11 protein-coding genes are annotated in these 16,233 nt (G+C 32.1%); 9 read left to right on the top strand and 2 right to left on the bottom strand.

The window, feature by feature from the left end; all coding sequences use genetic code 11:
- From mraY to H0I29_RS02380, 9 genes are all read left to right on the top strand, one after another.
- Window positions 1-1,227: a phospho-N-acetylmuramoyl-pentapeptide-transferase gene (mraY, locus tag H0I29_RS02420; protein WP_218731245.1), complete on the top strand. Its 1,227-nt coding sequence runs from the start codon at window positions 1-3 to the stop codon at window positions 1,225-1,227.
- Window positions 1,228-2,562 (top strand): UDP-N-acetylmuramoyl-L-alanine--D-glutamate ligase, encoded by a 1,335-nt coding sequence (gene murD / locus H0I29_RS02415; RefSeq protein ID WP_218754289.1) that lies wholly within the window; start codon window positions 1,228-1,230, stop codon window positions 2,560-2,562.
- A gap of 79 nt (window positions 2,563-2,641) precedes the next feature.
- The gene (locus H0I29_RS02410; protein ID WP_218754288.1) at window positions 2,642-3,826 is read left to right on the top strand and encodes an FtsW/RodA/SpoVE family cell cycle protein; all 1,185 of its coding nucleotides are present in this window, start codon (window positions 2,642-2,644) and stop codon (window positions 3,824-3,826) included.
- Window positions 3,810-4,904 (top strand): undecaprenyldiphospho-muramoylpentapeptide beta-N-acetylglucosaminyltransferase, encoded by a 1,095-nt coding sequence (gene murG, locus H0I29_RS02405; protein ID WP_218754287.1) that lies wholly within the window; start codon window positions 3,810-3,812, stop codon window positions 4,902-4,904. Before H0I29_RS02410 ends, murG begins: the two co-directional genes overlap by 17 nt.
- The gene (gene murC / locus H0I29_RS02400; protein WP_218754286.1) at window positions 4,901-6,253 is read left to right on the top strand and encodes a UDP-N-acetylmuramate--L-alanine ligase; all 1,353 of its coding nucleotides are present in this window, start codon (window positions 4,901-4,903) and stop codon (window positions 6,251-6,253) included. The genes murG and murC overlap by 4 nt, the downstream gene beginning before the upstream one ends.
- Window positions 6,243-6,968: a cell division protein FtsQ/DivIB gene (locus H0I29_RS02395; protein ID WP_218754285.1), complete on the top strand. Its 726-nt coding sequence runs from the start codon at window positions 6,243-6,245 to the stop codon at window positions 6,966-6,968. The genes murC and H0I29_RS02395 overlap by 11 nt, the downstream gene beginning before the upstream one ends.
- 6 nt (window positions 6,969-6,974) lie before the next feature.
- Window positions 6,975-8,330 (top strand): cell division protein FtsA, encoded by a 1,356-nt coding sequence (gene ftsA / locus H0I29_RS02390; protein ID WP_218731239.1) that lies wholly within the window; start codon window positions 6,975-6,977, stop codon window positions 8,328-8,330.
- A gap of 64 nt (window positions 8,331-8,394) precedes the next feature.
- Window positions 8,395-10,248, top strand: a complete 1,854-nt coding sequence (gene ftsZ, locus H0I29_RS02385) for a cell division protein FtsZ (RefSeq protein ID WP_218754284.1) — start codon at window positions 8,395-8,397, stop codon at window positions 10,246-10,248.
- Between the two features lie 188 nt (window positions 10,249-10,436).
- Window positions 10,437-13,085, top strand: coding sequence for a T9SS type A sorting domain-containing protein (locus H0I29_RS02380; protein WP_218754283.1), 2,649 nt, complete (start codon window positions 10,437-10,439; stop codon window positions 13,083-13,085).
- 816 nt (window positions 13,086-13,901) lie between these two features.
- Here H0I29_RS02380 and H0I29_RS02375 read toward each other — a convergent pair.
- Both H0I29_RS02375 and H0I29_RS02370 read right to left on the bottom strand, forming a co-directional pair.
- Window positions 13,902-15,089 (bottom strand): pyridoxal phosphate-dependent aminotransferase, encoded by a 1,188-nt coding sequence (locus H0I29_RS02375; RefSeq protein ID WP_218731236.1) that lies wholly within the window; start codon window positions 15,087-15,089, stop codon window positions 13,902-13,904.
- Between the two features lie 26 nt (window positions 15,090-15,115).
- Window positions 15,116-16,207 (bottom strand): acyl-CoA desaturase, encoded by a 1,092-nt coding sequence (locus H0I29_RS02370; RefSeq protein ID WP_218731235.1) that lies wholly within the window; start codon window positions 16,205-16,207, stop codon window positions 15,116-15,118.
- Window positions 16,208-16,233: the final 26 nt, after the last annotated feature.

Genomic DNA, 16,233 nt, shown 5'->3' with positions numbered 1-16,233 from the left:
ATGCTATATTATTTATTTGAATATTTAGAAAATATAATGGATTTCCCTGGTGCTGGATTATTTCAGTTTATCACATTTAGAGCAGCGGGAGCTTTTATTTTATCATTATTAATTTCAACCATTTATGGTAGAAGAATTATAGATTTTTTAAGAAACCAGCAAGTAGGAGAAACAGTAAGGGATTTAGGTTTAGAGGGGCAGAAACAAAAAACAGGTACGCCAACAATGGGTGGTGTTATTATCATTTTAGCAACATTAATTCCTGTTTTGTTATTGGCTAAATTAGATAATGTCTATGTGATCTTATTGATTATCACTACCGTTTGGATGGGATTAATTGGTTTTTTAGACGATTATATAAAAGTTTTCAAAAAAGATAAAGGCGGTTTAAGTGGTAAGTTTAAGGTTTTAGGTCAGGTTGGTTTAGGTATTATTGTAGGTTCTATGTTGTATTTTAATGATGGAGTTACTATAAAAGAACAATTACCAAAAGAGCAGCAAATAATAAATAAAGATGGGCGAAAAATTGTTTTTGGAGAAGCGCATAAATCTACTAAAACTACGGTTCCATTTTTTAAAGATAATGAATTAGAGTATTCTAAAGCCTTCAGTTTTTTAGGTGATGGATACGAGAAGTATGGATGGATTGTTTTCATCTTTGTAACTGTTTTTATTGTAACAGGAATTTCTAATGGAGCAAATTTAACGGATGGAATTGATGGTTTAGCAACTGGCTCATCGGCAATAATAGTGTTAACCTTAGCGGTGTTTGCATGGGTTTCTGGTAATATCATTTTTGCAGATTACTTAGATGTTATGTACATACCAGATTCGGGTGAAATGACTGTTTTTATATTGGCGTTTGCAGGAGCATTAATTGGTTTTCTGTGGTACAATACTTATCCTGCTCAGGTTTTTATGGGTGATACGGGAAGTTTAACAATTGGTGGAATTATAGCGGTTATTGCAATTGCTATTCGTAAAGAGTTATTGTTGCCAATTTTAGCAGGAATATTTGTGATAGAAAACCTTTCGGTAATTATGCAGGTTTCTTGGTTTAAGTATACCAAAAAGAAATTTGGCGAAGGTAGAAGAATTTTTAAGATGGCGCCTTTACATCATCATTATCAAAAATCAAACTATCACGAAAGTAAAATTGTAGTCCGTTTTTGGATTATTGGAATCTTATTAGCAGTATTTACAATTGTTACTTTAAAATTAAGATAAATGAAAAGGCTTGTAATTCTTGGTGGAGGAGAAAGTGGTGTTGGTACAGCGCTTTTAGGAAAACAAAAAGGGTACGAAGTCTTTGTTTCGGATAAAAACGGAATATCAAAAAAGTATAAAGAAGTTCTTTTAAATAACGAGATCGATTTTGAGGAAAATCAACATACAGAAAGCAAAATTTTAAATGCTGATGTAGTGATGAAAAGTCCTGGAATTCCGGATACGGTTGCTTTAATTCTGCAGTTAAAAGAAAATTCAGTTCCTGTTGTTTCAGAAATTGAATTTGCAGCGCAGTTTACAGCCGCAACTATTGTAGGAATTACAGGTTCTAATGGAAAAACAACTACAACTTTATTACTGCATCATATTTTAAAAAAAGCAGGATTAAATGTAGGTGTTGCAGGCAATATTGGTGACAGTTTTGCGCAACAAGTTGCGGAAGAATCTTATGAAAATTATGTGTTAGAGTTAAGTAGTTTTCAGTTAGATGGAATAGAGGATTTTAATAGTCATATTGCAATTTTAACAAACATTACACCAGATCATTTAGATAGGTACGAATACGATTTTAATAAATATATAGATTCAAAGTTTAGAATCACAAAGAATCAGACAGCAGCCGATTATTTAATTTATGATGCAGATGATGAAGCCATCAATAATTGGTTAAAAGAACATAAAACAAGCGCAAAATTAGTTCCGTTTTCGCTTGAAAAAGAATTAGAGTATGGAGCGTATATCAAAGACAACAATATTATTATCAATATAAATAAAGACAAAATTAACATGCCGTTATCAACTTTATCAGTAAAAGGAAAACATAATACAAAAAATGCTATGGCAGCTACTATGGCGGCTCAATTATTAAAAGCTAGAAAGCAAGTTATAATAGAGAGTTTAGAAGATTTTGAAGGAGCAGAGCATCGTTTAGAAAATGTGGCAAAAGTTAGAGGTGTAGAATATATAAATGATTCTAAGGCTACTAACGTAAACGCAACGTATTATGCGTTAGAATGTATGGACAAAAGCACTATCTGGATAGTTGGTGGTGTAGATAAGGGGAATGATTATAATGATTTGTTGCCTTTGGTAAGAGAAAAAGTAAAAGCAATTGTTTGTTTAGGTGTTGATAACGATAAAATTAAAAACACTTTTGGAAACGTAGTAGATATTATAGTAGAAACTGCAGGAGCAGAAGAAGCTGTAAAAGTATCTCACAAATTAGCAGAAAGTGGAGAAGCTGTTTTATTGTCACCAGCATGTGCTAGTTTCGATTTGTTTGAAAACTATGAAGATAGAGGTCGTCAATTTAAGAAAGCAGTAAGAAGTTTGTAAAAATTGTTTAATCGTGTAATTGTTTATGCGTTTAATTATAAAATAAAGTTTAATATTATAAAAATCTAAGTACTATTTAATGAAAACCATTTTTCAATATATAAAAGGAGATAAAACCATTTGGGCAATTGTTGCTATTTTGGCAATATTCTCATTTATGCCAGTTTATAGCGCAAGCACAAACTTGGAGTATGTTGTTGGTTCTGGTTCTTCTTTTGGGTACTTGATAAAGCATATTGTACTGTTAATAATGGGATTTGCCATTATTTATGGGGTTCATAAAGTGCCTTATAGGTTTTTCTCTGGTGGCTCAGTTATCATGCTTCCTGTAATTGTCTTTTTATTGATTTATACGCTATCTCAGGGTACAACAATTGGAGGGGCAAATGCAAGTAGATGGATTAGTATTGGAGGAATTGGTTTTCAGACCTCTACTTTGGCAGGTTTAGTGCTAATGGTTTATGTAGCAAGGTATTTGTCTAGAAATAAGGATAACATAATTGGTTTTAAAGAGAGCTTATGGCAATTATGGTTGCCAGTTGCTGCTGTTTTACTCTTAATTTTACCGGCAAACTTTTCTACAACAGCAATTATTTTCACTATGATTTTAATTGTAACTTTTATTGGTGGATATCCAGTTAAGTACTTAGGATTTATAATAGGAGCAGGAATTGGCTTGTTGTTAATTTTTATTTTGGCTGCTAAAGCCTTTCCAGATTTAATGCCAAATAGAGTACAAACTTGGGAAAACAGAATCGCTAGTTTTTCTGATGATGAAGGGAAAGAGCAGTATCAAGTAGAGAAAGCAAAAATTGCAATTGCAATGGGTGAAACTTTTGGTGTTGGTCCTGGTAAAAGTGTGCAAAAAAACTTTTTACCTCAGTCTACATCAGATTTTATTTTTGCGATAATTGTAGAAGAATATGGTTTAGTTGGTGGTTTTTTAATAGTGTCTATCTATTTTATTCTTTTGTTTAGAATTTTTGTAGTCATTAGAAAAACAACCACAATTTTTGGGACTTTGTTGGTGGTGGGAGTTGGACTACCTATTATTTTTCAAGCGTCTATTAATATGGCGGTTGCAACCAATTTATTCCCAGTAACAGGGCAAACTTTACCGCTAATTAGTAGTGGAGGTACTTCTATCTGGATGACCTGTTTTGCGTTGGGAATGATTTTAAGCGTAAGTGCATCGACAGATGAAACAGAAGAAGATATTTTAGATGATAACCCTTTAAACATACTTCATGAAACACTCGATTAATATATTAATCTCTGGAGGAGGTACAGGTGGGCATATATATCCTGCAATTGCTATAGCAAACGAGTTAAAGCTGCGTTATCCGAATGCAAAATTTTTATTTGTAGGTGCAAAGGATAAAATGGAAATGGAAAAAGTTCCGCAAGCGGGATATGAAATAAAGGGATTGTGGATTTCTGGAATACAAAGAAGGTTAACTATAGACAATTTATCTTTTCCTTTTAAGTTGATCAGTAGTTTATGGAATGCATCTAAAATTATTAGAAAATTTAAGCCAGATGTGGCAATTGGTACTGGTGGTTTTGCAAGTGGGCCAACTTTAATAATGGCCAATAGAAAAGGAATTCCTACGTTAATACAAGAACAGAATTCGTTTCCTGGAATAACCAATAAATTATTAAGTAAAAAAGCGCATAAAATTTGTGTTGCTTATGACAACTTAGAACGTTTTTTTCCAGCAGATAAAATTGTAAAAACAGGAAACCCTGTTCGTCAAGATTTATTATCTATTCATTCTAAAACGGATGAAGGAAAAGTGTTTTTTAAATTAGAAAAAGATAAGAAAACTATTTTAGTTTTAGGAGGTAGTTTAGGAGCAAGAAAAATTAATCAATTGGTAGAAGCTAATCTAGAATTCTTTAAAAAACAAGGTGTTCAGGTTATTTGGCAATGTGGTAAATTGTATTTTGAAGAATATAAAAAATACAACGAAATAGAAGGTGTTCAGGTACATCAGTTTTTAAATAGAATGGATTTTGCTTATGCAGCATCTGATATTATTATTTCTAGAGCAGGAGCAAGTTCAGTTTCCGAATTGTGTATTGTAGGTAAACCAGTACTGTTTATACCTTCACCAAATGTGTCGGAAGATCATCAAACAAAAAACGCAAAGTCAATTGCAGATAAGCATGGTGCAATTTTGTTAAAGGAAAGTGAATTGGAAACATTTCCAATCGTTTTTGAAACGTTATTAAAAGATAAAGGGAAACAAAGTAATTTGTCAGAAAATATAAAGGAATTAGCACTTCCAGGAGCAACCACAGATATTGTTAATGAAGTAGAAAAATTATTTAAAAAGTGAATTTAAACACCATACATAACGTATATTTTGTCGGAATTGGAGGCATAGGAATGAGTGCAATTGCTCGTTACTTTGCATCTAATGGGAAAAGTGTGGCTGGTTATGATAAAATTGCAACTCAAATTACTTTAGGTTTAGAAGATTTGGGTGCTGAAATTCACTTTAAAGATGCTGTAAAAAACATTCCTATTTCATTTTTAGATACCGAAAAAACGTTGGTAGTGTATACTCCTGCAATTTCTAAAAATCATGCTGAACTAAGTTACTTCTTAAAGAATGGTTTTACGGTTTTAAAAAGAGCTGAAATTTTAGGGAAAATAACAGAGACAACTTTCTGTTTAGCGGTTGCGGGGACACATGGTAAAACTACTACTTCTGCAATTTTAGGTCATATTATGAATGAAGTAAATGCAACTTCCTTTTTAGGAGGAATTGCAGAAAACTATAATTCTAACCTAATTTTAGGAGATGATAAAGTGAGTGTTGTGGAAGCAGATGAGTTTGATAGGTCTTTCTTAAAGTTGAGTCCTAATATTGCATGTATGACCTCTATGGATGCAGATCATTTAGATATTTATGGAGACTCAGAAGCTTTAAACGAATCGTTTATTGAGTTTGCAAACAAAGTAGAAAACACTTTAATTGTAGCAAAAGGTTTGCCTTTAGAGGGGTTAACATATGCTATTAATGAGGAGGCGGATTATGTAGCATTTAACTTAAAAATAGAAAGCGGTACATATATTTTTGATGTGAAAACAGCATCATCAGAAATAAAAAATATTGAATTCCATTTACCAGGTCAGCATAATGTTATGAATGCATTAGCGGCAATAGCTATGGCAGATGTTTATGGAGTTTCGTTAGAAGTAATAAAAGAACGGATATCAAATTTTAAAGGAGTAAAGCGAAGATTTTCGTATAAAATTAAAACAAACGATTTTGTTTTGATTGATGATTATGCACATCATCCAACAGCGATAAATGCAGTAGAAAGTTCTGTTAGAGAAATGTATCCTAACGAAAAAGTATTGGTTGTTTTTCAGCCACATTTATTTTCTAGAACAAAAGATTTTATTGAAGATTTTGCTGCTGCGCTATCAAAATTCGATGAGGTTTTATTGCTAGATGTTTATCCTGCAAGAGAAGAACCAATTGCCGGAGTAGATTCTGAATGGTTATTAAATAAAGTTGTCTGTAAGAATAAAAAATTAACTAAAAAAAATAATTTAGAAAAAGATATTAAAAATTCATCAGCAAAAGTGGTTGTAATGTTAGGTGCGGGGGATATTGGTATAATGGTTGATCAGGTAAGTAATGAACTTTTAAAAGCAATAGGAAATGAAGTTTAAGAAGTTTTTTAAATACATAGCATTCCTTTTGTTAATAGGAGGTTTGGCCTTTTTATCTAGTTTTTCTAAAAAAAGAAATTCGAATAAAAAAGTATCGGAAGTTATCATAGAATTTGAGGCTGGAGACAATCAATTTTTGACACATTCTATGGTTGATAAATTGTTAATACAAAATGATACAACTGTGAAAAACCAAGCGAAATCTGTGATAAATTTATACAGTTTGGAAAAAACGGTTTCAGAAAACCCTTATGTTGAAAATGCAGCAGTATTTTTAACCATATCGGGGACCCTAAAAACGATCATAAAACAACGTTCACCTGTTGCTAGAATTATAAATAAAAAAGATTCTTATTATGTTGATAAACAAGGTGTAAAAATACCTTTGTCTCATAATTTTTCAGCAAGAGTAATGCTCGTTTCTGGCGTTAAAAAAGATGAAGAAGTTAAAGAATTATTACCATTAATATCCTTTATTTTAGAGGATGATTTTTTGCATAAAGAAGTGGTGGGAATAGAGAAATTCGACGATGGTGAGTATCAATTTTCTGTTAGAAGTGGAAATTATAAAATTGATTTTGGAAAATTATCCGAAATCGATGTGAAATTTAAGAAGTTAAAAGCGTTTTATAACAAGACATTTGAAGATAAAACGATTGAAGAGTATAAAACGATTAATTTAAAATATCACAACCAAGTTGTGTGCGCAAAATAAATCAAAATGGAGAACAATAAAATAGCAATTGGTTTAGATATTGGTACAACCAAAATCGCAGCAATGATTGGTCGCAAGAATGAATATGGCAAGATTGAAGTTATAGGAATTGGTAAAGCCAAAAGTTTAGGTGTAAAACGAGGTGTTGTAAGTAATATTACGCAAACCATACAGTCTATTCAGCAAGCAGTAGAAGAGGCCGAAAGTGTTTCTGGTTTAAAGATTCACGAAGTTGTTGTGGGAATTGCTGGGCAACATATTCGTAGTTTACACCATAGTGATTATATTACAAGAAATAATGCTGATGAGGTAATAGATGACAACGATATTGAAGATTTAATAAATCAGGTTCATAAATTAGTAATGTTACCAGGAGAAGAGATTATTCATGTATTACCACAAGAATATAAAGTAGATTCTCAAGCAGATATTAAAGAACCAATAGGTATGTATGGTGGTCGTTTAGAAGCGAATTTCCATGTAGTTGTAGGGCAAGTATCTTCTATTAGAAATATTGGGCGTTGTGTTAAAAGTGCAGGTTTAGGTTTAAGTGAAATTACCTTAGAACCTTTAGCATCTGCAAATGCAGTATTAAGTCAGGAAGAAAAAGAAGCAGGAGTTGCATTGATTGATATTGGTGGTGGAACAACTGATTTAGCTATTTTTAAAGACGGAATTATTAGACATACAGCAGTAATCCCTTTTGGAGGAAATGTAATTACAGAAGATATTAAAGAGGGCTGTTCTATTATAGAAAAGCAAGCAGAATTATTGAAAATAAAGTTTGGTTCTGCATGGCCTGGAGAAAATAAAGAAACAGAAATAGTTTCTATACCTGGTTTAAGAGGTAGAGAACCTAAAGAAATTACTTTAAAGAATTTATCAAGAATTATACATGCAAGAGTTCAGGAAATTATTGAGCATGTGTATTTAGAGATAAAAAATTACGGACATGAAACTGCAAAAGGGAAACTAATTGGAGGTATTGTGTTAACAGGTGGTGGTGCACAATTAAAGCACTTACGCCAGTTGGTAGAGTATATAACAGGCATGGATGCAAGAATTGGATATCCTAATGAACATTTGGCAGGAGAATCTGATGAACTTTTATCTAGTCCAGCTTTTGCTACAACCGTTGGTTTATTGATGGAAGGTTTAGAAAAACAAAAACCTGTTGTAGAAGAAGAGCAAGAAGTAATTGAGGAGGAGGTTATAGAACCAGTTGTTGATGAATATAAAGAACAACCTATAGAAGAAAGACCACCTGTAGTTGAAGTAGAAAAAGAACGAAAACCTAAAAAGAAATCGTTTTTTGAAAAGTTTACAGAAAGTTTAAAAGATTTTTTGGACAACGCAGAATAAAGATTGAGATTAAGAAAAGAGAACAAAAATCAAAAAAATAATAATAAACAATATATCGGTTATTATGAGCGCAGAATTCGATAACATTTCATTTGACATGCCTAAGACACAATCTAACACAATTAAGGTAATTGGAGTTGGTGGAGGCGGTAGCAACGCAGTAAACCACATGTTTACACAACAAATTAAAGGAGTAGACTTTGTAATCTGTAATACAGATGCACAGGCTTTAGAAAACAGTCCTGTTCCTAATAAAATTCAATTAGGAGTAAGTTTAACTTCTGGTTTAGGTGCAGGTGCAAATCCAGAAGTGGGAGCACAAGCAGCTAAAGAAAGTATGCAAGAAATTCAGCAAATGCTGAATACCCAAACCAAAATGGTATTTATTACTGCTGGTATGGGTGGTGGTACTGGTACAGGAGCAGCTCCTATTATTGCAAAAATTGCAAAAGATATGGATGTGCTTACTGTTGGTATTGTTACGATGCCTTTTGCCTTTGAAGGTAGAAGACGTGCTAAACAAGCTCAGTTAGGAATTGATCAATTGCGCCAAAATGTTGATTCTCTAATTGTCATAAATAATAATAAACTTCGTGAAGTTTATGGAAACCTTGGTTTTAAAGCTGGTTTCTCTAAAGCAGATGAGGTTTTATCTACAGCTTCTCGTGGAATTGCAGAGGTAATTACGCATCACTATAAACAAAATATAGATTTGCATGATGCTAAAACTGTGCTTTCTAATAGTGGAACTGCAATTATGGGTTCTGCAAAAGAAGAAGGTCAAACTAGAGCTAAAACTGCTATTATTAAAGCATTAGATTCTCCTTTATTAAACGATAATAAAATTACAGGAGCAAAGAATGTATTGTTGTTAATTGTATCTGGTACTAATGAAGTTACCTTAGATGAAATTGGTGAAATAAACGATTACATACAAGATGAAGCGGGGTATGATGCCAATATTATTATGGGTATTGGTGAAGATGAAGAGTTGGGTGATGCTATTGCTGTAACTATTGTAGCTACAGGTTTTGCTGCAGATCAACAAAGTACAATCACAAATACGGAGGTAAAAAAAATTGTTCACACCTTAGAGGATGAACAAAAAGCGACGTATGATTTTAGCGAAAAAACAATCACTAAAGCGCCTTCTTTAAACGAGCCGTTAACGAATGCTGTAGAGGAAAAAGTTGTTCATACTTTAGAAGAGGAAGTAGTAACACCAAAATCTAACTTGGTTAAAACGACCAATGAGATTGTAAATATGGCGGTTGATTATGATGAGGTAGAAGTAGAAGTTGCCGCTGAGGATGATTTTGTTATTACAGATGTAACTCCAGTTCAGGAAGTACAAGCTGTAGAAGAGCCAAAAGCAGTTCAGCCTCATTTATTGTTTGATTTACCTTTAAATCCGAAAGCAGAAGTAGAAACTCCTAAAGTAAACGAGATGGAAGCTACACAAGTAGAAGAGGTTGTCTTTGAGAGAAAAGTGGTAGAAAAGCGTTATGTTTTAGAAGATTTTGATGCACAGCCAACAATTGGTAAAAGTTCTGGAATTGTTGAAAAAAAAAGTGTTGAAGAAGAAGTTAATTTCGAATTAAAAACAAGAGCACCTCAAGCAGAAGTTAACCAAATAGAAACACAAAGTGAAGAGGTTTCTCCTTTAGATTTGACAATTACCGAGTTGCAAAAAAGAGCTGAAGAGAGACGTAAAACAATGAAAGGTTTTAATTATAAGTTCAATGATCAAATGAGTAAAAACATTGATGAAATTGAGCGTCAGCCAGCTTATAAAAGACTAGGAATAAACTTAGATACAAATAGTTCTATTAGTAGTACAGAAACATCAATTAAAAAGAATACAGATGAAATTAGTTTTAAATCTAATAATTCTTTTTTACATGATAATGTAGATTAAATTTTAATAAGTTCCCCCAAAAATAACATGAAGCCATATCTTTTAGATATGGCTTCATGCTATAATAAAGTTTTGTTAAACCTTTATCTTTTCATATCTTAGTGTTGGTCTATACTTTAGCGCCATTAAACCCCCAAAGAGTATTGCTTTTGTAGAAATAAAATACCTTTGTTAAAAAAAACTTACAGATGAAATCAAAACTACCTAAACACTTTAAGCTAATAACCTTTTTGTGGGTTATTATCATTAATTTTTCTTTTAATGCACAAGAAGAACCATTCAATTGCGATTACAATGCGTATTTATTTCAAAGGAATGATATCTATGCTTTAGATTTAGCTTCTGGAAGTTCTTATATTGTAAAAGAAGACATTACCCCAGGATCTATTAATGCAGTAGGATACAACCCTGCGGATGGATATATTTGGGGATCATTAAGTACACCTGCAAAAACAATTGTAAGAATTGGAAAAAACTTTAATGTAGAAACTTTTTATATAGATGAGTTACCAACTTCTAGCAGGTACATTGGAGATGTTAGTTCGGAAGGGATTTACTTTTTAAAAGGTGGTGGGACTAGTTTTTTTAAAATAGACTTAAATCCTGAATCTGCTAATTACACAAAATATGTAAGTACAAATACCTTATCAAAAAATATTTCTGTGCATGATTGGGCTTTTAATGCAGTTGATGGTCATTTATATACGGTAGAAAAAAATACAAATATATTGTATCGAATTAATGCTACTACAGGTGAGATAACTGATTTAGGAGAAGTTCCAATTTTAGCCGGATTAAATTATACCTATGGAGCCGTTTATTTTGATGCTTCAGGACGATTTTATGTATCAGCAAACCAAACAGGAACTGTATATGTTATTCAAAGTGTACAAACATTACAAGAAGGAAGCTCTTTAGACTCTAACCTTTTTGCGTACGGACCTTCAAGTAGTTCTAATGATGGAGCGAGATGTCCTACAGCTCCAGTGCCTCAAGAGGATTGTGCTAATGGATTGGATGATGATGGAGATGGGCTTGTAGATTGTGATGATCCAGCATGTTCTGGTGTAGCCGCATGTCCTGTATTAGCTCCACAAGTTTCTAGTGGTAATGATGGAGGTTTAGAAAGTAATGATCGTCTTTCCCAGCAAATTAATAAAAGAAACTATTTAAGAAAAAAGGGAAATTATAAGTTTGATAAATCAAAAGCTAAGAAAGTTATAAAAAGTAAAAATTATAAGAAATCTGCAGCTAAAAGTACAAACTTCGATTTAAAAGGTTTAATTCCTTTAGATGTAATTGCTGGTACAACAACAGTAGAATCATCACCTTTAGATTTAATAGCAATTACAAATGCTACCGAACTCTACTCTGTAGATTATGTAAAAGATGGAGAAACGATTGCAGTTGTGTTGGCTACTAAAACAGAAAATGGTGTTTATGAACACACTAAATTTATTTGTGATAGATTGCTCGGTGCCGAATTATTGTCAGTTTCTACAATAGAACTTTTTCAGCAAGAAAGTGAAGAAGGAGAAGAGGAACAAGAAGGTGAAGGTGTACATTTTATTAAGTCTATCATAAAAAACAGTAATGGAACTAAAGAATTTGTTTTAAGTTTTTCTGGAAGATTGATTAATGATGCAGAAAGTTTTGAAATAGACAGTCATTGGAATATTGATAAATATGAGGCGGGAGCTACTTATTACAATTTTCAAATCTGGTCTAACAGTGTAGACGATTTATTAACCTTAGGAGAGGAGGCTTTGGCGTTGTTCGAAATTCAGAAACCTATTTTAGATTATGAAACGTCTTCTCCACCACCTGTGTTTGTAAAGAAAGGTAAATATGTTAACGGTACTTTAGAATTAGAGTTAATAAATGTTAGAAGAAGCAAAAGTGTGGTAATAGATGCCGGTTTTAAAAGAACAGAAACGTCAGATACAGAGTATTTTAATAATACAATAGATTTAACGGGTAATTACATAGAATCTTTAGTTATTGAAACAGGAAATATTTTCGATATTGGTTTTAGAATAGAAAATGAGTATAATTTAACACCAGACGATTTATTTATGTCTGATGGTGTTTGGGGAAGTGATGATTCACCTGAAGGAACTACAATTAATGAGTTTGAGATTACTCAGAATGATAATATTTATACTGGAAATGGTTATAGAGTAGAGAGAAATATAGCTTTAAGAGCTAGTACAAGCGAGTATGTTTCTGCTTTTAGATCTTTTACTCCAAGATTTACAACTGTAGACTTATCTATGTTTTCTACATTGGAATTAGATGCGAAAGGAACGGGAGATGTAGAAATTACAATTGTGAAAGAAAGCATAGGAGCTTGGGAAAACCAATTTAGAACTACCGTAAAGTTAAACGATACAGAAAGTCATTATGCAATTCCTTTTTCACACTTTGTTTCTGCTGGAGGCGGTAATATAGATTTATCTGATGCTGTAAATATTGTTTTTACAATGTCTTCGGATGGAGTAGTGGTTTTAGATAAAGAAATGAGTTTAAAAGATATAGAGTTTACATCTAATGTACTTGGAGTAGAAACAGAAGTTATTGCAGAAAATGAGGCTTTGTTAACGCCAAACCCAATGAAGGATCGTTCAGAATTAAGTTTTTATTCAGAAACGAATGCAATCACAAACTTTGAAGTTTACAACTTAACTGGTGCATTAATTAGAAAAACAAAAGAAAATACGACTATAGGAAATAACAGTGTTTCTATTTTAAGAGAAGGTTTAAAACCCGGTGTCTATTTTATAAAAATTAGAAATGATTTTAGAAATTATAAAACCCTAAAGTTGATAATAGAGTAAGTCATTTTTCTTATTCTTTAACTCTTAAGCCTCATAATTATTTTTAATTATGAGGCTTTTCTTTTTAAGTGTACTCAAGGAAGTTTTAAGTTTCTTTATTGTTATTTCATTCATTTTTGTGTTTCTGCATAGGGTTTAAAAGTGATAGAGTTTATGATATTTAATGAATAAAAAAGGGTAATAATATGTTAGATATTTGTAAGTAAGTGTGTTGAGTTGTAGGTTAAGTGTTTTTATCTAAGGTTAAAATGATTTTTATTTTTTAAAATGTTTAATTAACGAATTAAAAATGTCGTTTATCTTTAGTTAATGTTTAATGGGCTGTAAGTGTATGTGTTAGGTTTTAATCGATTGTATATTTGCAGTAATAAAAGAAAAAAGTATAAGAAATATTGTTCAAATTGTCCCCCAATTTTATTCCCCCAATATTGTCCCCCTAATTTACCAAAACCATATTTATTTATAGATATGGTTTTTACTTTTTTTGATTCTTTACAAGGTTCAATTATTAAAAAAAATAAACTTGTCTTAATTTATATAAAGTCTTTTCTATAATTAACTGTACTAAATAAATTAAATCATTTTATATTTATTTGGTATTAATATAGATCAAACAAGCTTGCGTGAAGGATAGTAGCAATTGTTTGAGCTCTCACGCTTTTTAGCGTGAAGCGAGTGCGGATAGCCTGACCTTTAGGGCACGCCCAAACAAAAAAAATCCATCTAAAAAAGATGGATTTTATATCGATAAATAAATGCCTTGTCAGTCTGAACTTGTTTCAGATTCTGAAATAAATTTAGAATGACAGTTTAAGACTAGCTTAATGCTTCTTTAATTCTCTTGATTGCTTCTCTAATTTGTAATTCTGATGCTGCATAAGAAATTCTAATACAGTTTGGTGTACCAAAAGCTTCACCAGTTACAGTTGCAACATTTGCTCTCTCTAAAATGAATAAAGAGAAATCACTTGCAGTTTCAATCTTATATCCGTTGATTGTTTTACCAAAGAATGCAGAAACATCTGGAAAAACGTAAAAAGCACCTTCAGGAACATTTACTTTAAATCCGTCTATTTCTCTTAATAATCCAATAATGATATCTCTACGAGTTTTAAACTCGTCTACCATATACTGAATTTTAGAAACTGGCGCTAAAACTGCTGTAATTGCAGCTCTTTGAGCGATACAGTTTGTACCAGAAGTAATTTGACCTTGCATTTTTGTACATGCTTTTGCAATCCATTCAGGAGCACCAATATAACCAATTCTCCAACCTGTCATAGCAAATGCTTTTGCTAAACCGTTTACAGTAATGGTTCTATCGTACATGCTTTCAATTGCAGCAAAACTAAATGGTTTCGTTTCGTAATTGATATGTTCATAGATTTCATCTGATAAGATAAAAATCTGTGGGTGTTTTTCTAAAACTGCTGCCAACGCTCTGTATTCTGCTTCACTATAAATAGTTCCACTAGGGTTGTTTGGCGAGTTAAAGAAAATCATTTTTGTTTTAGGCGTAATAGAAGCTTCTAACTGCTCTGGAGTGATTTTAAAATCATTCTCTATAGAAGAAGGAATTTCTACATACGTTGCTTCGCATAAAATAGCAATTGCAGAGTAGCTTACCCAATAAGGTGCAGGTAATAAAACTTCATCACCTGGGTTTAATAATACCTGTGCAATGTTTGCAATAGATTGTTTTGCTCCTGTAGAAACAACAACTTGACTTGGTTTGTAAACTAAGTCGTTATCGCGCTTAAACTTGGTGCAAATAGCTTCTTTTAAATCTGCATATCCATCTACTGGAGAATACGAATTATAATTTTGATTGATAGCTTCAATTGCAGCGTCTTTAATAAAATCTGGTGTATTAAAGTCTGGTTCTCCCAAACTTAAACCTATAATATCTTTTCCTTCTGCTCTTAGTTCTCTTGCTTTAGCAGCCATTGCTAAAGTTTGAGATACAGGTAAACTGTTAATTCTGTCCGATAATGGATTTTTCATCTTACTGTTAGTTGTTGTTGTTTTACTTATGCTATTTCAGGGTTTTTACCCAAAACTCCCAAATGTCTAAAATGTTCTATAATTGCTTTACGCATAGTATCGTATTCGTTATATGGCAAATTAAATTCCTTGGCGGTTTCTTTTACAATTTTAGCTAATTTATCATAATGTACATGAGAAATATGCGGAAAAATATGATGTTCAACTTGATGATTTAATCCTCCTGTATAGAAGTTTACCAACCAGTTACTAGGGGCAAAGTTAGATGTTGTGTATAATTGGTGGACTGCCCAAGTGTGCTCTAAATTACCATCTTTATCTGGTAAAGGCATTTCTGTATTTGGTACAATATGTGCCAATTGAAAAACCAAACTTAAAATCATACCCGCGGTATAATGCATTACAAAAAATCCGATTAAAATTTTCCACCAAGCAACGTCTAAAACTAATAGCGGTAAAACAATCCAAAGAGAATAATAAGCTATTTTAGAAATGACTAATTTTGTCCATTCTGTTGTAGGATTTGGAAATTTACCATAAGATAATTTACGTTTTAAATAACGATGCATTTGCTTAATATCTGTTGTAATAGCCCAGTTTATTGTTAATAATCCGTATAAAAAGATAGAATAATATTTCTGAATTTTATGAATTGGTAACCATGACGAGTGTTGAGAAAAACGAATAATTCGTCCTGCATCGATATCTTCATCATGTCCTTCTACATTTGTAAAAGTGTGGTGTAAAACGTTGTGTTGTACTTTCCAGTTATACACGTTTCCAGCAAGAATATAAATACTGCTTCCCATTAATTTATTAACCCATTTTCTTTTAGAAAAAGAATCATGATTGGCATCGTGCATTACATTCATACCAACTCCGGCCATTCCTATTCCTGTAATCACCATTAAAAGTGCCATTACCCATTGTGGCATAGTAACCGTTAGAATTAAAATAAAAGGAACCAAGAATAGCGAAAACATGATAATTGCTTTTGTGTACAATTTCCAGTTTCCTGTTTTTTTGATTTCGTTTTCTTTAAAATATGTATTTACTCTTTTGTTTAGAGTTCTAAAGAATTTAGCTTTATCTACTCTTGAAAAGTTTATTGTTTTCATTTATATGTTTATAATCTGCAAAAATA

Source organism: Polaribacter sp. R2A056_3_33 (assembly GCF_019278485.1).
In the GTDB taxonomy this organism is placed as follows: Bacteria; Bacteroidota; Bacteroidia; order Flavobacteriales; family Flavobacteriaceae; genus Polaribacter.
Note: the sequence above shows the minus strand (reverse complement) of the source record. Positions and strands in the feature narration are given on the sequence as shown.